The 18,480-nt window shown below is 72.6% G+C and carries 17 protein-coding genes; 11 read left to right on the top strand and 6 right to left on the bottom strand.

Annotation, left to right across the window (positions count from 1 at the left end; all coding sequences use genetic code 11):
- Window positions 1-545: 545 nt before the first annotated feature.
- From E1293_RS17330 to E1293_RS17290, 9 genes are all read left to right on the top strand, one after another.
- Entirely contained in the window at window positions 546-1,529 is a 984-nt protein-coding gene (locus E1293_RS17330; protein ID WP_132198444.1) for an ABC transporter substrate-binding protein, read from the top strand.
- Window positions 1,530-1,667: 138 nt separating this feature from the next.
- Window positions 1,668-2,360 carry an ABC transporter permease gene (locus E1293_RS17325; protein WP_243716286.1) on the top strand — a complete coding sequence of 231 codons (693 nt, stop codon included), beginning with the start codon at window positions 1,668-1,670 and terminating at the stop codon, window positions 2,358-2,360.
- Window positions 2,357-3,208, top strand: coding sequence for an ABC transporter permease (locus tag E1293_RS17320; protein ID WP_243716285.1), 852 nt, complete (start codon window positions 2,357-2,359; stop codon window positions 3,206-3,208). Before E1293_RS17325 ends, E1293_RS17320 begins: the two co-directional genes overlap by 4 nt.
- Window positions 3,205-4,806, top strand: coding sequence for a benzoylformate decarboxylase (gene mdlC / locus E1293_RS17315; protein WP_132198442.1), 1,602 nt, complete (start codon window positions 3,205-3,207; stop codon window positions 4,804-4,806). The genes E1293_RS17320 and mdlC overlap by 4 nt, the downstream gene beginning before the upstream one ends.
- A gap of 36 nt (window positions 4,807-4,842) precedes the next feature.
- Entirely contained in the window at window positions 4,843-5,826 is a 984-nt protein-coding gene (locus E1293_RS17310) for an ABC transporter substrate-binding protein (protein ID WP_132198441.1), read from the top strand.
- Window positions 5,823-6,599 (top strand): ABC transporter permease, encoded by a 777-nt coding sequence (locus E1293_RS17305; protein WP_132198440.1) that lies wholly within the window; start codon window positions 5,823-5,825, stop codon window positions 6,597-6,599. The genes E1293_RS17310 and E1293_RS17305 overlap by 4 nt, the downstream gene beginning before the upstream one ends.
- Window positions 6,596-7,456, top strand: a complete 861-nt coding sequence (locus E1293_RS17300; protein WP_207938896.1) for an ABC transporter permease — start codon at window positions 6,596-6,598, stop codon at window positions 7,454-7,456. Before E1293_RS17305 ends, E1293_RS17300 begins: the two co-directional genes overlap by 4 nt.
- A gap of 58 nt (window positions 7,457-7,514) precedes the next feature.
- Window positions 7,515-8,315: an ABC transporter ATP-binding protein gene (locus E1293_RS17295; protein WP_132198439.1), complete on the top strand. Its 801-nt coding sequence runs from the start codon at window positions 7,515-7,517 to the stop codon at window positions 8,313-8,315.
- A gap of 85 nt (window positions 8,316-8,400) precedes the next feature.
- Entirely contained in the window at window positions 8,401-9,660 is a 1,260-nt protein-coding gene (locus E1293_RS17290; RefSeq protein ID WP_132198438.1) for a flavin-dependent oxidoreductase, read from the top strand.
- On the opposite strand, the gene E1293_RS17285 is transcribed toward E1293_RS17290, so the two are convergent.
- Window positions 9,629-10,258, bottom strand: coding sequence for a TetR/AcrR family transcriptional regulator (locus E1293_RS17285; RefSeq protein ID WP_207938895.1), 630 nt, complete (start codon window positions 10,256-10,258; stop codon window positions 9,629-9,631). The two genes, E1293_RS17290 and E1293_RS17285, sit on opposite strands and share 32 nt — an antisense overlap.
- Before the next feature lie 110 nt (window positions 10,259-10,368).
- On the opposite strand from E1293_RS17285, the gene E1293_RS17280 reads away from it, so the two are divergent.
- Complete coding sequence (locus tag E1293_RS17280) at window positions 10,369-11,754, top strand: MFS transporter (RefSeq protein ID WP_132198437.1); 1,386 nt, start codon at window positions 10,369-10,371, stop codon at window positions 11,752-11,754.
- Window positions 11,755-11,766: 12 nt separating this feature from the next.
- Window positions 11,767-12,504 carry an SGNH/GDSL hydrolase family protein gene (locus tag E1293_RS17275; protein ID WP_132198436.1) on the top strand — a complete coding sequence of 246 codons (738 nt, stop codon included), beginning with the start codon at window positions 11,767-11,769 and terminating at the stop codon, window positions 12,502-12,504.
- Here the strand turns inward: E1293_RS17275 and E1293_RS17270 are convergent.
- From E1293_RS17270 to E1293_RS17250, 5 genes are all read right to left on the bottom strand, one after another.
- A complete protein-coding gene (locus E1293_RS17270; RefSeq protein ID WP_132198435.1) occupies window positions 12,486-14,174 on the bottom strand; it encodes a bifunctional 3'-5' exonuclease/DNA polymerase in 1,689 nt (562 codons plus the stop codon). The two genes, E1293_RS17275 and E1293_RS17270, sit on opposite strands and share 19 nt — an antisense overlap.
- 317 nt (window positions 14,175-14,491) lie before the next feature.
- Complete coding sequence (locus E1293_RS17265) at window positions 14,492-15,010, bottom strand: DUF4234 domain-containing protein (RefSeq protein ID WP_132198434.1); 519 nt, start codon at window positions 15,008-15,010, stop codon at window positions 14,492-14,494.
- Between the two features lie 155 nt (window positions 15,011-15,165).
- A complete protein-coding gene (locus E1293_RS17260) occupies window positions 15,166-16,680 on the bottom strand; it encodes a metallophosphoesterase family protein (RefSeq protein ID WP_132198433.1) in 1,515 nt (504 codons plus the stop codon).
- 354 nt (window positions 16,681-17,034) lie between these two features.
- On the bottom strand, window positions 17,035-17,913 hold the full coding sequence (locus E1293_RS17255) for a diacylglycerol/lipid kinase family protein (protein WP_132198432.1): 879 nt from the start codon (window positions 17,911-17,913) through the stop codon (window positions 17,035-17,037).
- Window positions 17,914-17,918: 5 nt separating this feature from the next.
- Window positions 17,919-18,480: FAD-linked oxidase C-terminal domain-containing protein (locus E1293_RS17250; protein WP_279473196.1), on the bottom strand; the 562-nt coding region annotated here is incomplete at its 5' end.

Here is an 18,480-nt window from a genome sequence, read left to right as displayed (position 1 = left end):
CACCTGACGTGCCCTGGGACGGCCACGGACGGTAACAGGCGCTGCTTGGTCGCCCTCTCCCGCCGACCGGGTGGTCATCTTGCGTCGCAACCAATCTGTAACGCATCACGCTCCGAATTGGAATGGCGATGGATTGTCACCGGGACCCGCAATGCCGCCGGACGAGAATGAGCCGGCGCCTTTGGCGCGCTATCGGACGCCGCATTTAACAGGGCCCGCGGCCGCCCGCCGCCGCGGGCCCGGCGGCCCCGTGCGGCCTCGGCCTGGACCCGGTCGCCGCCCCGTGCGACCTCGGGCGGGACCCGGCCGAGGCCCCGCGGGCCGGCCGGCCCGCGGGCGCGGCCGGCACCGCCGGACCGTCGGCTAGGACACAAGAGAGTCACGCAATTCGGAGCCAAACCACTCAAGTCACACACTTCACGATACGCTCCCTCAAACGTGATCTTCTGGCGTGGCGGTGTGGGCGGCAGCGGCCGTTCCCCCGGCTCACATGTCCCGGCCACAGCCATGCCGAAGCGACTACCCCCGCGAGCTAAGGAAGGCCCATGCGGCAATCCCTACGTCTGTCAGCGCTGGTCAGCGCCCTCGCCCTGGCCGCCTCGGTCATCACCGGCTGCGGAGACTCCGACTCCTCCGGCGGCGGCGGCAACGGACTCGAAACCGACAGCATCAAGGTGGCCTCGCTGCCCCTGGCGGACGGCGCCTCGCTCTACGTCGCCCAGAAGGCGGGACTGTTCAAGAAGGAGGGTCTCAAGGTCGAGATCGTCCCGGTGCAGAAGAGCACGGACGCCCAGCCCGCCCTCATCAAGGGCGACGTCAACATCATCGCCGGCGCGAACTACGTCTCCTTCCTGCAGGCGGAGGAGAAGGGCACGCTGAAGCTCAGCATCGTGGCTCCGGCGGCGACCCTCACTTCGAACATGATGAACGTCCTCGTCAAGCCCGACTCCAAGATCAAGACGGCGAAGGATCTGGAGGGCAAGACGGTAGCGATCAACATCCTGAACAACATCCAGTCCCTCACGCTGAACTCGATCCTCAAGGCCAACAACGTCGACGCCACGAAGGTGAAGTACGTCTCGGTGCCGTTCCCGCAGATGGCGGCGGCCCTGGAGAAGGGCCAGGTCGACGCCATCCACACCGTGGAGCCGTTCCTGTCCGACACCGAGAAGAAGCTCGGTGCGAGGGTGGCCGTCGACGGCGGCAGCGAGCCGGTGACGGGCCTGGCGATCAGCGGCTTCGTGAGCACGCAGGAGTGGACCAAGAAGAACCCGAAGACGGCCGCCGCGTTCCAGCGCGCGATCATCAACGCGCAGAAGCTGTCCACCCAGGACCGCAAGAAGGTCGAAGAGGTCCTGCCCGGCTACGCCAAGATGGACCCGGAGGTCGCCTCGGTCATCACGCTGCCGGGCTACCCCACCTCGCTGAGCAAGACCCGCATCAAGGGGGTCGCGGACCTGATGGTCTCGTCCGGCCTGCTCAAGAAGACGCCGGACCTGGACTCGATCCTCTTCCACCCGACGGCGTGACGGCGGGACGCTGATCACCTCATGGCATCCGAGTCGACGCCGTCCCGCGGCCTCTCCCGCCCAGGAATCTGGGCGCGGGGGGCCGCTGGGGTGGCGGTCCTGTTCCTGGCAAGCGAAGTCCTCGGCAGAGCCGGCATTGTGGACCGTTCCTATCTGCCGCCCGCATCCACCATCACCGCCCGGGCCTTCGAGCTCGCCGGCGACCCGGACTTCCTGGGCGACGTGCGCGTCACCCTCACCGCGTGGGCGCTCGGGCTCCTGATCGCCGTCGCGATCGCGGTTCCGCTCGGGCTGCTGCTCGGCAGCGTCCCGGCGGTGAACACCGCCGTCCGGGCCATCGTGGAGTTCCTGCGCCCGATCCCGTCGGTCGCGCTGATCCCGCTGGCCGCGCTGCTGCTCGGCTCCGGGCTCGAGATGGAGGTGCCGCTCATCGTCTACGCCTCCAGCTGGCCCATCCTGTTCAACACCATGTACGGACTGGACGACGTCGACCCGACGGCGAAGGAGACACTGCGCAGCTTCGGCTTCAGCCGGCTGCAGGTCCTGCTCCGCGTCTCGCTGCCGAGCGCCGCCCCGTTCATCGCGACCGGCGTCCGGCTGGCCGCGTCCATCGCGCTGATCCTCGCCGTCGGCACCGAGATCCTCTCCGGCTTCGGCGACGGGCTCGGCATGTTCATCGCCATGGCCAACAACGGCCCCGACGGCAACGTCGACGTGCTCGCCGGGACGGTGTGGGCCGGCTGCCTCGGCCTTGTCATCGACTCGGTCCTGGGACAGGGTGAGAACCGCGTGTTCCGCTGGCACAGAGCGCAAGGGAGCGGTGCATCGTGACTGCGGCGACCCTGACCGCGGGCCCGGCCCGCCGCAACGCGGGCACGGCCGGCCGGCTGCTCGGCGGCCTGGCGCACCGCCTGCTGCCGCTGGTGATCCTCATCGCCCTCTGGGAGGCCGCGACACGGGTGTCCGACAGCCCGTTCTTCCCGCCGCCCTCGGAGATCGCCCAGCGGATGCGCGAGCTGTGGCTGTCCGGGCCGCCCGGCCATCTGTACTTCACCGCGGACGCGGGCGAGACGATCGTGCCGAGCCTCTACCGGATGTTCCTCGCGCTGGCGTTGTCGGTCGTGGTGGGCGTCGTCCTCGGCATGGCGCTCGGCCGCTCGCGGCAGGCGCTGGCCTTCCTCCAGCCGCTGCTCCAGTTCGCCCGGGTGATCCCGCCGCCCACGCTGGTGCCGGTGTTCATCGTGCTCTTCGACTTCGGCACCCAGATGCAGGTGGCCTCGATCATCTTCAGCGCCATCTGGCCGGTCCTGCTCAACACCGCGGACGGGGCGCGCAGCGTCGACTCCCTGCAGATGGAGACGGCCAAGGTGTTCCGGTTGTCCGCGGTCGACCGCATGCGGCTCGTCATCATCCCGTCCGCGCTGCCGAAGATCTTCGCGGGACTGCGGCTGGCGCTGTCGCTGTCGCTCATCCTGATGGTCTTCTCCGAGCTGCTCCCCGGAACCTCCGACGGGCTCGGCTTCGAGCTGACGAACGCCAAGAGCACGTCCGACCTGCCGACCATCTGGTCGGTGATCGTGCTGCTCGGCATCCTCGGCTACCTCTTCAACACGATTCTCCTCGCGGTGGAGCGGCGGGTCCTCGCCCGGCACCGCGGAGCGCGAAAGGCGAACGCATGACCAGCGAACTCACCGTCCGGGAAGCGTTCTTCGACTTCTGCCGGACCGTGGGAATGACCACCGTCTTCGGCAACCCGGGGTCCACCGAGCTGCGGATGTTCCGGGACTTCCCGGACGACTTCGACTACGTGCTGGCGCTGCAGGAGACCGTCGCGGTCGCCGCCGCCGCCGGGCACTCGCTCGGCACCGGCAACGCCACCCTCGTCAGCCTGCACTCCGCCGGCGGCGTGGGCCACTCCCTCGGTGCGGTCTTCAACGCCTACCGCGACCGGGTGCCGGTCGTCGTGCTCGCGGGCCAGCAGTCCCGGGCGATGCTGCCGACCCACCCGTTCCTCGGCGCCGACGAGCCGGCGCTGTTCCCCCGCCCGTACGTCAAGTGGAGCAGGCAGCCCGAGCGCGCCGAGGACGTGCCGGCCGCGCTGGCGGAGGCCTACCGGGTCGCCATGACGCCGCCGCGCGGGCCGGTGTTCCTGTCCGTCCCCGAGGACGACTGGGACCGGCCGGCCGAGCCGGTCCCGCACCGCGAGCTCCGGACCGGCTTCGCCGCCTCCCCCGCCGCGCTCCGGGAGGTGGCCGAAGCACTGAACGAGGCCGCGAACCCGGTCGTCATCGTGGGCCCCGGCGTGGACGACGAGGGAGCCCTGCCCGGCGCGGTGAGCCTGGCCGAGCGGATCGGCGCGCCGGTGTGGATCAGCCCGCTGTCGGGGCGTTCCGGGTTCCCCGAGGACCACGCGCTGTTCCGCGGGTTCCTGCCGCCCGTCCGGGACCATGTCGCGGCGCAGCTGGAGGGCCACGACGTCATCCTCGTCCTGGGGGCGCCGATCTTCACCTACCACGTGCACTCCGAGGGCCGTTTCATCCCGGACGGCGCGCGGCTGTTCCATCTCGACTGCGACCCCGCGCAGGCCGCGTGGGCACCGGTCGGCACCAGCGTCCTCACCACGATCGACGCGGGCCTTTCCGGGCTGCTCGAACTCGTCGAGAAGGCCGACCGGCCGCTGCCCGAGCCCCTGGCCAGGCTCGCCAAGCCGCCGGTCGCCGACCCGTTCGACGCGGCCCTCGTCATCGAGACGCTGCGGGAGCGGATGCCGGAGGACGCGGTCATCGTAGAGGAGTGCCCGAGCTACCGGGACCTGTTCCACGCGCGGCTGCCGACCACCCGGTCCGGGGGCTTCCTGACCACCGGCAGCGGCGCGCTCGGGTGGGGCCTGCCGGTGGCGGTCGGGCGGGCGGTCGCCGGATCCGGCGAGCGCGTGGTCTGCGTCATCGGGGACGGCTCGATCATGTACTCCGTCCAGGCGCTGTGGACCGCCGTCCAGCAGCGGGTCCCGATGACCGTGCTCGTCCTCAACAACAAGGGCTACGGGGCGGTCAAGGCGCTCGGCAGGCGGATCGATCTCGAGTCGGTCCCGGGCACCGACCTTCCCGGCATCGACTTCGTGACGCTCGCCCAGGGCCTCGGCTGCCCCGGCCGGACCGTCACGAGGGCCGCGGACCTGGACGCCGCGCTGGCCGAGGGGCTCGGCCACGACGGGCCGTTCATCCTCGACGTCAGCGTGCTGGCCGACGACGCGGCGATGTACGACTCCACCCCCTAGCGATCTCCATCCACCCCGGAACATTGGAGAATCCTCATGCCCGTCCCCCACCCCCGCGCCGTGCTCGGCGGCGCGCTCGCCATCGTGCTGGCGCTGTCCTCCGCCGCCTGCGGCGACTCCGGCGGCAAGAAGTCCGCCAACGGCCTGGAGGAGTCCGAGATCACCCTCGGCACGATGACCGTCGCCGACACCGCACCGGTCCAGCTCGCGATCAGCAAGGGCCTGTTCAAGGCCGAGGGCCTCACCGTGAAGACGCAGGTCATCCAGGGCGGCGCGGCCGGCATCCCGCTGCTGAAGAGCGGGCGGCTCGACTTCAGCTTCGGCAACTACGTCTCGCTGTTCACCGCCGGGACCAAGGACCCCGGCTTCAAGCCGAAGATCGTCGCGGAGGGGTTCCGGAGCGCGTCCAAGACCCACACCCTGATGGTGCGCGGCGACTCCCCGTACCGGACGGTCAAGGACCTGGCCGGCAAGAAGATCGCCGTCAACACCAAGCGGAACATCAGCACGCTGCTGGTGCGCGCCGCCGGCACCGCCCAGGGGGTGACGTTCGACGAGGACAAGAGCTTCGTCGAGGTCGCGCCGCCCGCCATGGAGCAGGCCCTGAAGTCCAAGAGCGTGGACGCCGTCCAGGCGATCGAGCCGTTCGGCACCCAGATGGCGGAGTCGATGGGCGCCCGGATGGTCGCCGACCTCGCCACCGGGAAGACCGCCGACCTCCCGATCGCCGGCTACGCCGCGACCGAGAAGTTCGTCAAGGACAACCCGAAGACGGTCGCCGCGTTCCAGCGGGCGCTGACGAAGGCGCAGGGAATGGCCGCCGACCGCAAGGTGGTCGAGCAGGTCCTGCCGACCTACGCCAAGGGCATCGACGCCAAGGTCGCCTCGGCCATGAGCATGGGGACCTACCCGACGTCCCTCGATCCCGCCGCCCTCCAGCGCGTGGCCGACCTCATGAGCGAGTTCAAGTACGTGGACAAGCCCATCGACGTCAAGTCGTTCATCGCGCCGACTCCATGAACCTCCGCCGTATCGTTCTCGGTGCCGCCGGGGCGGTCGGCGTGGCCGCCGTCATCGAGGTCCTGAGCCGCACGGGCCTCGTCGACGCGACCGCGCTGCCCCCGGCGACCACCATCCTGCGGGAGGCGGGAAAGCTGGCGGTGGACCAGGAGTTCCTGGTGGACGTCGGGGCCACGCTCCAGGCGTGGTTCGGCGGGCTCGCGCTGGCGGTGCTCGTGGCGGTCCCGCTCGGCGTGGTGCTCGGCTCGGTTCCGCTGCTCGGCACCGCGTCCCGGGCCCTCGTGGAGCTGCTGCGCCCGATCCCGTCGGTCGCGCTGATCCCGCTCGCCATCATCCTGTTCGCGGATCCCACCCGGATGAAGATGTCGCTGATCTTCTACGCCTGCCTGTGGCCGATCCTCATCAACACCCTGTACGCGCTCCGGGACGTCGACCCGGTGGCGAAGGACAGCCTGCGCGCCTTCGGGTTCGGGACGCCGGCGGTGCTCTGGCGGGTGTCGCTGCCGAGCGCCGCGCCGTTCATCGCGACCGGCGTCCGGATCGCCGCCTCGGTCGCCCTCATCGTCGTGATCAGCACCGAGCTGTTCGCCGGCGGGGTCAACGGGGTGGGGATCTACCTGAGCGACACCCAGTCCGGCGGCGGCCGCGCCGACCTGCTGCTGGCCGGCGCGTGCTGGGCGGGCGTGCTCGGCCTGCTCGCCAACATCGGCCTGCTGGGCCTGGAGCGGGTCGCGTTCCGCTGGCACACCGCCCGTGCGGAGGCGGCCGTATGAGCGGGACGACCCCGCAGGCGCGGGCGATCCTCCCGGCGCGGCGGCGGCCGGGCACCGGGGCCCTGCGGGTCACGCGCGGGTTCGCCGAGCGGGCCTGGCTGGTCGCCATCGCCGCCGTCCTGTGGGAGCTGGTCACGCGGGCGGTGGACGAGACCTACTTCCCGCCGCCCACGACGATCGCCGAGGCGCTGCACGAGCTGTGGTTCAGCGGCCCCGCGTCGCACCTGTTCCTCACCGACAAGGCGATGGACGACTTCTCCACCAGCCTGACCCACCTGTTCGTCGGATGGGCCGCGGCGGGCGCCGCCGGCGTCGCGGTGGGCGCGGCGATCGGGCGCTCGCGGGTCCTCAACGACCTGCTGAACCCGGTGCTGGAGTTCCTGCGGGCGGTGCCGCCGCCGACGCTGCTGCCGTTCTTCATCATGGTGTTCCAGCTCGGCGCGACCATGCAGGTCGTCACGATCGCGTTCGGCGTGGTGTGGCCGGTGCTGCTCAACACCGCCGACGGCGTCCGCACCGTGGACCCGCTGCAGCTGGACACGGCCCGCGTGTTCGGCGTCGGCCCGGCGCGCCGGCTGGGGACGGTCATCCTCCCGGCGGCCGCGCCGAAGATCTTCGCGGGACTGCGGGTGGCGCTGTCGTTCGCGCTGATCCTCATGGTCCTGTCCGAGCTGTTCGGCAGCACCGCGGGGATCGGCTCCGAGCTCATCGGCGCGCAGCGCTCCTTCGAGCTGCCGCGGATGTGGGCGGGGATCGTGATGCTCGGCATCCTCGGTTTCCTGTTCAACGCCGTCTTCATCCTGCTGGAACGGCGCCTGCTCGCCTGGCACACCGGTGCCCAGCGGCTGGAGAGTTGACGCCGCCCCGACATTTCTACGAACCTCATCAGGACATGTACACAGAAAAGGCCCAGTGATGCTTCAGATAACCGGCCTCAACCATTCCTACGCCGACGGGCACCTGGCGCTCGACGGCCTCGACCTCACCGTCCCCGACGGCGAGCTGCTCAGCATCGTCGGGCCGTCCGGCTGCGGCAAGTCCACGCTGCTGCGCTGCATCGCCGGGCTGATCCGCCCGACCAGCGGGACGATCAGCCTGAACGGCGCGCCCATCAACGGCGTGCCCGACGACCTCGCCGTGGTCTTCCAGGACTACAGCCGGTCACTGTTCCCCTGGCTGACCGTCCGTGACAACGTGGCGCTGCCGCTGCGGCGGCGCGGGATGGGCCGCGCGGAGCGGCGCGCCGCCGCGCTGAAGGCGCTGGAGTCGGTGGGGCTGCCGGACGCCGGGCGCAAATACCCGTGGCAGCTGTCCGGCGGCATGCAGCAGCGCGTGTCGATCGCGCGGGCCCTGGCGTACCGCCCGTCGCTGATGCTGATGGACGAGCCGTTCGGGTCCGTCGACGCGCAGACCCGGGAGGACCTGGAGGACCTCGTCCTGCGGGTGCACCGCAGCGAGAAGATCACGATCCTGCTGGTCACCCACGACATCGACGAGAGCGTCTACGTCGGCGACCGGGTCGTGGTGCTGAACCGGGCACCCGCCCGCGTGCACGCCGACCTGCCCGTCGAGCTGCCGGACGCGCGCGACCAGATCGAGACGCGGGGGCTGCCGGAGTTCGTCCGGATGCGGGCCGAGGTCGGACGGCTGGTCCGCGGCGGCGCGAGGGTGCCGGGCGCGGCGCCCGCCGGGACCGCGCCTACGCTGGACAAGTAGGCACGGGGCACGCGGGACCGCGGCCGGCCGGGCGGGAGCCGAATCCGACGCCGCCGCCCGCTCGGTACCGACGAGGGGGCGATTCATGCGTGTACTCATCGTGGGGGCCGGGATCGGCGGGCTCACGGCCGCGCTGAGCCTGCACGAGGCCGGCGTCGACACGCTCGTCGTCGACGCCGCCGCCCGGCTGCGGCCGCTCGGTGTCGGCATCAACCTGCTTCCGCACGCCGTCCGGGAGCTCACCGAGCTCGGACTCGGGGACGAGCTGGCCGGGCTCGGAATCCCCACCGCCGAGATGGTGCACTTCGACCGGTACGGCGGCCGGATCTGGGCGGATCCGCGGGGCCGCGCGCTCGGCTACGACTGGCCGCAGTACTCGATCCACCGCGGCGAGCTGCAGATGGCGCTGCTCGACGCCGTCCGCAGGCGGCTCGGCAAGGACGCCGTCCGCACGGGCACCCAGTGCGAGGGCTTCGAGCAGGACGGCGGCGCGGTGCGCGCGCGGCTCACCGACCGGGCGGCCGGCACCGCCGAGACCGTCGCGGCGGACGTGCTGGTGGGGGCGGACGGCCTGCACTCCACCGTCCGGGCGCAGCTGTACCCGGACGAGGGCGCGCCGCTGTGGAACGGCATCCGGATGTGGCGCGGCCTCACCGAGGGGGAGCCGTTCCTGACCGGGCGGTCGCTGGCCGTCGCGGGCACCAACTCCGCGGCCAAGATGGTCGTCTACCCGATCTCCATGCGCGCAGAGCGGCAGGGCAGGGCGCTGCTGAACTGGGTCGCGGAGGTCAAGCTCCCGGGCGACCGGCTCGACCGCGCCGCCGACTGGAACCGGGCCGGCCGGCTCGGCGACGTCCTCCCCCACTTCGCGGACTGGACGTTCGGCTGGCTCGACATCCCGGCGATGCTCGCCGGCTCCGCGGAGATCCTCGAGTACCCGATGGTCGACCGGGACCCCGTCGACCGCTGGACGTCCGGCCGCGTCACCCTGCTCGGCGACGCCGCGCATCCGATGTACCCGATCGGGTCCAACGGCGGCTCCCAGGCCGTCCTCGACGCCCGGGTCCTGGCCTGGGAGCTGGCCAGGGCGGCCGATCCGGCGGACGGGCTGCTCCGCTACGAGGAGGCGCGCCGCGAGGCGGCCAACGCCGTCGTGCTGGCGTGCCGGGAGATGCCCGCCGAGCGCATCCTGCGGCTGGTCGGCGAGCGGGCCCCGGACGGGTTCGCGTCGATCGAGGACGTCCTGACGGCCGCGGAGCTGACCGCGATGACCGGCGCCTACCAGCGGACCTCGTTCTCCGACGCCGCGGCCCTCAACTCCCGTCCTTCGTACTCGGCAGGGTGACGGCGCCCAGCCGGGTGTTCATGGCCGTCGCGGCGCGGTCGTAGAAGGACGGGTCGCCGTGCAGGAGGGCGTCGGCGGCGCCCGCCTGGCAGACGGCGTCCAGCTCGAAGGCGAGCTGGGCGAGGTCGGCGGACGCGTCGATCTCGTCGAGGTCCCGCGCCTGGCGGAGGCAGCGCTCCATGAAGGCCCGCCAGTCGCGCTGCGACGCGGCGACGGCGTCGCGGACGCGGCCGGGGCGGGCGTCGAACTCGGCCGTCGTGGAGTGGAAGAAGCACCCGCCGGGGAAGACCGGCTCGCGCTGGTAGCGCTGCCAGGCGTCCAGGAGGGCGCGGACGCGGCCGAGCCCCTCGGGGACGGCGAGGGCGGGCGCGACCACGTGCTCGCGGAACACCTCGACCGCCTTGCGGACGGTCGCGAGCTGCAGTTCCTCCTTGGAGCCGAAGTGCGTGAACACGCCGCTCTTGCTGATCTGGAGCTCGGTGGCGAGCCGGCCGATCGACAGCCCTTCCAGGCCCTCCGCCGAGGCGATGTCGGCGGCGCGGCACAGGATGGCGTTGCGCGTGTGCTCTCCCTTGAGGACCCGTCCGTCGATGCTCACGCGCTCTAATCTGCACGACCGTTCGTACAAAGTCAAAGCGCCGAATCCCTTGACGCGGGCGCTCGCGAGAGAAGATTGTACGAACGTTCGTTTATTTTTCTGGAGGTTCCATGACCGCCGACACCACCGCGGCGCCGCCCCTCGCGGCCGGCGCGCGGCGGGACGTGCCCTGGCTGGCGGCCGGGGCGACGTTCCTGGCCATGCTCGACGCCACCGTCGCCAACCTGGCCGTCGCCGACCTGCACGCCGACTTCCCGGGCACCTCGCTGTCCGGTCTCACCTGGGTGATCACCCTGTACGCGGTGCTGTTCGCGGCGCTGCTGGCGCCCGCCGGGCGGCTCGCCGACCTGGTCGGGCGGCGGTCGCTGTACCTGTGGGGCACCGGGCTGTTCACGCTCGCCTCCGCCGCCTGCGCGGCCGCGCCGAACGTGCCCGTCCTGCTCGCGACCCGCGCCTTCCAAGGCGCCGCCGCGGCCGCGCTGATCCCCGCGTCCCTCGCGCTGCTGCTGCACGACGCACCGCCCGAGCGGCGCGCGCGCAGCATCGGGCTGTGGAGCGCCGCCGGCGCCTTCGCCGCCGCCATCGGCCCCAGCCTGGGCGGGGTCCTGGTCGACCTGTCCGGCTGGCGGGCCCTGTTCATCATCAACGTGCCGTTCGGGCTGGCGATGCTGCTCGGCGGGCTGCGCCTGCCGCGCGCGGAGGGCGCCGGCGGGCGGCTGCCCGACCTCGCCGGGACGATCCTGCTCGGCGCCGGGGTGGGCGGCGTCGCGCTCGGCGTGACGCAGACGCGGGACTGGGCCTGGATCGACGCCCGGACCCTCGCGCTACTGCTCGGCGGCGCCGTCCTGATCGCCCTGGCGCTGTGGCGGTCGGCGCGGCACCCGGTGCCCGCGCTGGAGATCTCGCTGTGGCGCGACCGGCGGTTCGCCATCGCCAACGCCGCCTCGTTCCTGTACGGGACGGCGCTCTACTCGTGGCTGCTCGTCGGCGTGCTGTACCTGACCGGGCAGTGGCACTACTCGATCCTCAAGGCGGGCTTCGCCTCGACGCCGGGCGCGCTGACCGCGACCGTCGCGGCGATCGGGACGGGCCGCCTCACCGGCCGGCTCGGCGTCCGTCCCGCGGTGGCGGGCGGCGCGCTGATCATGGTCGCGGCGGGCGCCTGGACGATCGCCTCGCTGCCCGCCGAGCCGCACTTCCTGACGTTCTGGCTGCCCGTCGGGCTCCTGGTCGGGACGGGCATGGGGATGGTCACCACCGGCACCGCCTCCGCCGCCGCGCTCTCCGCGGGCCCGCTGCGGTTCGCCGGCGCGACCGGGCTCAACACCACGGCGCGGCAACTCGGCGGCGCGCTCGGCATCGCCGCGCTCGCCGCGCTCCTGCCCGTCCCGGCGGCGCACGACGACTACACCGCCGTCTACCTGTTCTGCACACTCGCCGCCGCCGGCGCGGCCCTCGCGGGGCTGCTCCTCACCGTCCGGCCGGCGAAACCGTAAAGGAGAGAGACCATGACCGAGACGATCCTGTCGGAGTGGACGGACCCGTCCGTCCTGCCCGCCGCCGACGCCGCCGCGCTCCTCGCGGACGCCTCCTGGACGCGGATGGTGACGATCGGCGACAGCGTCGCGGAGGGCGTCCGCGAGCCGGTCCCCGGATACCGCGACCTGTCGTGGACCGACCGCGTCGAGGAGGCGCTGCGCGCGGCGACCCCCGGGTTCACCGCGCTGAACCTCGGCCGGCGCGGCCTCGTCGCCGCCGAGGTCGCGGCCGGGCAGCTGCGGCCCGCGCTGGAGTTCGGCCCCGACCTGGCGTTCGTGGTGGCCGGCGGCAACGACATGCTCCGCCCGCACTTCGACGAGGACGAGGTGCGCCGCGAGCTGGCCTCGATGGTCTCCGCGTTCCGCGCCGCCGGCGCCGACGTCGTCACCATCGGCCTGCTCGACATCACCGCCGCCGGCCTGAGCCCGTCCTCCAGCCCCCACCCACCACCAATCAAAGGACGAGCTCCGCTCGGCGCCGCCCGATACCACGAGGTCATGTCGGCGCGGACGCGGCGGCTGGCCGCCCTGACGGCCGAGGTCGCCGCGGAGCACGGGGCCTGCCACGTCGACAACCCGCGCGGGCATCCGGTCGCCGCCGACCCCGGCATCTACAGCGGCGACCAGCTGCACCTCAACGCCCGGGGGCACGCGTTCGCCGCCGCCAACACGGTCCGCGCGCTGGCCGCTCACTTGGCGTCGGCGTAGCGGTCCACGACCGCGATCTCCATGGGGAACACGACGGGGGTGTCACCGAACAGGAGGCGGCGGGCCTCCAGCGCCGCGGCGTGGACGGCCTCGGTGACCTCCCCGGCCAGCTCGGCGGGGGTGTGCACGATGACCTCGTCGTGCTGGAAGAACACCAGCCGCGGGGCGTCCAGCGGGGTGAGGCGGCGGCGCAGGGAGCCGAGGAGGGCGAGCGCCCAGTCGGCGGCGGTGGCCTGGACGACGAAGTTGCGGGTGAACCGGCCGCGGCTGCGCAGCGCCTGGGCCGCCGTACCCTGCCGGGCGTCCGGTGCGGTGTCGTCGCCGGCCGAGGTCAGCTCGCGCCAGCCGGCCGACGGCGGCGGGCAGGTGCGGCCGAGCCGGGACCGGACGAGCCGGCCGCGCTCCCCCGCCCGCGCGGCGGCCTCCACGTACTCGAACGCCTCCGGGAACCGGCTCTTGAGGATGCCGAGGAGCTGCACCGCCTCCCCCGTCCCGCCCCCGTACATGGCGGACAGCAGCGCGATCTTGGCCTTGTCGCGCGCGCTCCTGCCGTCGCCGTCGTCGTGGAAGGCGTCGGAGAGCGCCGCGTAGAGGTCGCCGTGCGCGGCGGCCTCGGTGAACGCGCGGTCGCCGGCCAGGGCCGCCAGCACCCGCGGTTCGAGCTGCGCCGCGTCGGCGACGACCAGCGCCCAGCCCGGGTCGGCGACGACGGCCTTGCGCAGGACGCGCGGGATCTGCAGCGCGCCGCCGCCGCTCGTCGCCCACCGCCCCGACACCACGCCGCCGACCACGTACTCGGGACGGAACCGGCCGCCGCTCACCCACGTGTCGAGCCACGTCCAGCCGTGCGCCGCGTGCACGCGCGCGAGCTCCTTGTACTCCAGCAGCAGCGGGACGGCCGGGTGGTCGAGCTGCTTGAGCACGTGCGCACGCGTGGACGGCACCGGCAGCCCCGCCGCCGCGAACGCCTTGAGGATCTGCGCCGGAGAATCGGGGTTGACGTGCACACGGCCGCCGAAGGCGGCGCTGATCCGGTCGGCGAGGTCCTGCAGCCGGCGCGGCCGGAGACCTCCCGAGGGACGCGGCCCCAGCAGTTCGGTGAGGAGCGCGTCATGCTCGCCGGCCGACCAGGGCAGCCCGTCGTGGCTCATCTCGGCGGCCACCAGTGACCCCACCGACTCCGCCGCGGCCAGGAGCGCGAACCCGTCCAGCTTCGCGGCGGCCCGCTGCTGCTCGGCGTGCACCGCGACGATCTGGCCGATGTCGTCGGCGGGCTCGTCCCGGTCGCGGGTGTCGTCGTCGAACAGCGACGCCTGCGCGGTCTCCTCCTGGGGCGGCGGACGGTCGGCCGGCACCGGCTCGCCGCGCAGCCGCGCCCAGGCCGCCGGAACCGAACGCGGCTCCCCGTACCGTCCGGCATGGCCGAGCAGCAGGCTCTCGACCAGCTCAAGGTCATGGCAGCGGGCGACCCGCACACCCGCGCCGAGCAGCCGGGGGTAGAGCCGCGCCGTGGACGCCCACACCCACCGCGGCGAGTCGGCCCGCTCCCGCTCAGCGATCGACGCGACCAGGTCGGAGACGTCCAGGACCTCCTCGGCAGGCGTCCCGTCCTCGGCGAGCACCCGCAGCACTCCCCCGCCCCCGGGTCCAGCGGCCACCGCGATCCTCACGGCCCCATTGTCGCTCCACCCACCGACAGAACCGAGCACGCAAAGGCCCCTCCGGGAGCCGTACGCCCGGAGGGGCCTTATGCGATCTCATTCAGCAGGCCAGGGCCGCGGCCCGCTGGTCATCCAGCGTTTTGCGTTTGAACCTCAGCCGCCATCGACCTCAGCCGCTGCGATCGCGTCCGAAGGCAGGTTTCGAGCCTGCGAGAAACCTGATCGCGCAGCGAGCCGCTAGGCGAGCCGGAGCGATGCAGCGATCGCGCGCATTTCTCGACGATGGAGGGCCTTCAAGGCCCGAAGGAGGAGAGAAATGCAATGAGTCACGCCACCAGGGAGACCTGCTGGCCCGCGGGGGTGTCGCCGTAGCGGTCGACGATCTTGTTGAGCTGGAGCTGGTAGTACAGCACGCCGAAGCCGAGGATGCCGAGCAGGAAGCCCATGCCGCCGCTGCAGCTGGGCTGCAGGCCGGCGGCGCGCTGGGCCTCGGCGATGCGGCCGCCGAGCTTGACCCACATCACGAGGGGCCAGATGCCGAGGGTGATGCCGCCGAACAGCATGGACAGCAGCGCGTTGGTCGCGGCGTTGTCGATGCGGCGGTCGTACTCGTGCAGCTCGTTGTGGACCTTGAAGAACCAGACGAGGCCGTAGATGCCGAACGTGATCATCGGCAGGCCGAGCCAGGCGCCGATCGGGTTGCGGCGCTTCATGTTGGCGCCGGCGCCGCGGGCGGCGGGCGCCTGCTGCTGCTGGACGGGGGCGGGCGCGTAGCCGCCCTGGTACCCCTGCTGCTGTTGCTGCTGCTGAGGGTGGTGGCCCTGCCCCTGCTGGGGGTAACTCATTGAGAAGCTCCTGAAGGACGCGGTCGTTTTCCGGCCGACCGTCCGTTACCGTTCACCGGGCTGGTGAGCACACGACTGTAACGGTAGGAGTGCACCCCGTGGGGGAAGATCAACGACTTTCCACTCAATAGTGGTGAATTCACGTTGCCGAGGCACTATCGCAACGGAATCGTCACCTCGTCCTCGCACGGCGGTGCCGTCTCGTGGTCGCCGCAGCCCGTCGCCGCATAGCAACGGATGCGGAGCTGCGACTCCGTGACGTCCAGGCGCAGGAAGCTCTTGAAGAACGGCGGCCGGTCCCAGTCGGCGAGTTCCGAGCGGAACCGCTGCGGCACCCTGTGCACGGGGAACCGCAGGAAGCGTGGGCGGCGGCGGCCGTCGCGGGGGACGCCGAGGACGGCCGCGACGAAACGCGCGCGGCGGGACGGCTCAGGCCCGTCGTAGCCGCGTCCCGGTTTGATGTCGAGCCGGTGCCGGACGGCGGCGGTGGCCTCCTCCGGGGTCAGCTCGAAGAGCTTCGGGAGCCGCAGCCACCGGCCGTACAGCTTGCTGTAGCGGGAGAGGGAGTCGCCGCGCAGCGGGTAGCAGCGGAACTCGTCCTCCGCCACGACCCGCGTGCGCGGGATGGTGTGGGTCGCGTGCATGAACGCGCCGCCGCCGCCGGAGACGATGTACTGGATCGTCCGGTCGTCCCCGGTCCGCTTCGGGTAGCGCTGGTAGTTGTGGATGTCGCCGCCGATCGCGGCCACGAAGTTGTGCGCCGGGTCCTGGACGATCTCGTCGACCGTCCCGCCGCCCCGGATCGGCCCGGGGCGGTGATCGTCGTCCACGTACAGGGGTTTTCCGGTCACCAGCAGCTTGGGTTTCGGCCCCCCGGACACCTCGCGCAGCCAGCGGCCCTGGTCGCGGTCGAGGACGCCGGTGATCCCGGTGTCGATACCGATGACGCGCAGCGCGGGGGTGTCGATCGCCCAGTACGGCCCCGGCTGCCCGCCCTGCTGGCCGGGCGCGCCCCGGTACAGCCCGCGGGCCTCCGCGAGCGCGCGCCGGTCGACCTCGCCGGAGTGGCGCCAGAGCAGGCGCGGCAGGAAGGAGAGCGCGCCGCGCCACGGCGGCGGCGAGCAGTCCGCGTCCAGGTCGCAGAAGACGTGAAGGAACCCGCGCAGGCCGTCGTACCAGTCGTGGTTGCCGGGCACGGCGTAGATGGGGGCCGGGTAGTCCCGGTAGGGGCGGAAGAACTTCTCGGGGTACTCCCCCGCGTCCCCGGTCGGGTAGATCACGTCGCTGGCGATGATCATGAAGTCGGTGCCGGCGGCGGCGTGCAGCAGCGGCGGGACCACCGCGTACTGCGATCGGTCGCCCTCACCGGTGTCGCCGAGCAGCGCGAACGAGAACTCCGCCGCCGAACGGTGCACGGTGAACGCGGCCGGCGTGCCGCGCTCGCGCAGGGCGGCGACGCAGCGGCGCCGGATCGCGTCCACGGGGTCGCCGAACAGCCGCGCGATCACGTCGTTGCGCGACCGCCACAGCACCGACGGGCGGCGCCAGGAGAAGCCGGCGACGCGCTCGGGCAGCAGGTCGTTGAACGTGCCGGGCCTCTGGCAGACCCATCCGGCGCCCGCCTCGGACGTCCGCGAGTTGTCGGGTCCGGGGGAAACCTCGGCACACACAGAACGCCTCCGGCCAGGGGGTGAGGGGGTCCTCACAGCCTGTCCGGAGGTGATCGCGGCGTCAAGCGACACGCTTCGCGCGCACCACTTCGTGATGCGCGCGGATCAGCTGGGCGTGGTGGACGCCGGCGCCACCCCCAGGGACACCGGCGCCACCACGGCGAGGGCGCCCGCGGTCATCATGAGTCCCCCCAGAACGGCGACGCGGTGCGTACGCCTCCCATGATGACTCCACAGACGGCCCCTAGGTCCCGAAAGCGGGACGTAAACGACGTTAGCCGGAGGGCCGTAATGGGGGCGTAAACCGTCCCAAACGACCGGGCCAAACCTCGGCGGGTCCCCGTAATCCGCAGGTCAGGGGGCCAGGACCCGGAGGGCGCCGGGCAGCACTTTGGCGGTGACGGGGAGGACGCCGGGCAGCTCGCCGTCCGCGCCGTACGGGAGCGTCCTGCCGGTGCCCGCGAGCTCGATGCGGACCTCCCGGCCGCGCATGACCTCCACCTCCGGCCGCCGGACGTGGGTGCCGCTCTCCAGCTCCCGCATGACGGAGAAGAACAGCGTCTTCGGGGCCTTCCGGATCAGGACGACGTCGAGCAGCCCGTCGTCGACGCGCGCGTCGGGGGCGATGTGCTTGCCGAAGCCGTAGTAGCCGGAGTTGGCGGCGACGACCGTGTAGCCCTCCCGCCGGTGCTCCGCGCCGTCAACGGTGATCACGTAGTCGGCGGGCCGCCAGGAGACGATCGCGCGCAGCGCCCCGACGTAGTAGGCGGCGGACCCGCGCAGCAGCCGCGTCCGGTTGGCGTTGTCGTTGGCGACCGCGTCCACGCCCGCGTAGACGCTGCCGAGGACGGCCGTCCCGTTGGCGTCGATGGCGTCCACCGCGCGGGGCTCGCCCTCCAGCAGCAGCGGGGCGAGCAGCCCGGCGTCGGACGGGACGCCGAGCTGCCGCGCGAAGTCGTTGCCCCGCCCGGCCGGCACGATGCCGAAGACCGCACCCGTCCCGGCCAGGGCCCCGCCGACGCAGCCGACCATGCCGTCCCCGCCGACGCCGAGGGCCACGCGCCCGGCCTCGGCGGCGCCGCGCGCGACGGCGGCGGCGTGCTCCATCCCGCGGCTGTACTCGACGTCGACCTCGGCGCCCGCGTCGCGCAGCAGCCGGCCCAGCGGCATCATGCACGAGGCGGACGCGGACCCGCCCGCCGCCGGGTTGACGATCGCGGTGAACGCGCGCATGACGGTCACTCCGTCCGTTCCGGGGCCACCAGGACGCCCGGGTTGAGGATGCCGGCCGGATCGAGCCGGTCCTTGACGGCGCGGAGCACGGCCGCGCCCAGCGGCCCGATCTCGCGGGCGTACCAGTCGCGGTGGTCGGTGCCCACGCCGTGGTGGTGGCTGATCGTCCCGCCCGCGCCGAGGATCGCGTCGTTCGCCGCGCGTTTGGCCCCGCCCCAGTGCTCGACCGGGTCCTCGCCCTGCGCGGACACGACGGTGAAGTACAGGGACGCACCGGACGGGTAGGTGTGCGAGACGTGGCACATCACGAGCGGCGGCGTCCCCGCGCTCGCCAGGGTCCCGATGAGGGCCTGCCGGACGGCCTCGTACAGCGCGGGGACGTCCGACCAGAACGCCGCGGTCTCCAGCGTCTCCACGAACGCGCCCACGTCCAGCAGCGAGTCGCGCAGGTAGGGGGCGTTGAATCGGCCGTGCTCCCACTTCTCCCCCGGCCCGCTGCCGAGGGGCTCGCCGCCCGCGGCGCGGAGCACGTCCGCGGCCCTGGCCCGCCGGTCGGCCACCAGCGCC

Origin of the sequence: Actinomadura darangshiensis (assembly GCF_004349235.1) — a bacterium.
Classification (GTDB): Bacteria; Actinomycetota; Actinomycetes; order Streptosporangiales; family Streptosporangiaceae; genus Spirillospora; species Spirillospora darangshiensis.
The sequence above is the reverse complement of the archived record's forward strand: the minus strand, read 5'-3'. Positions and strand labels throughout refer to the sequence as shown.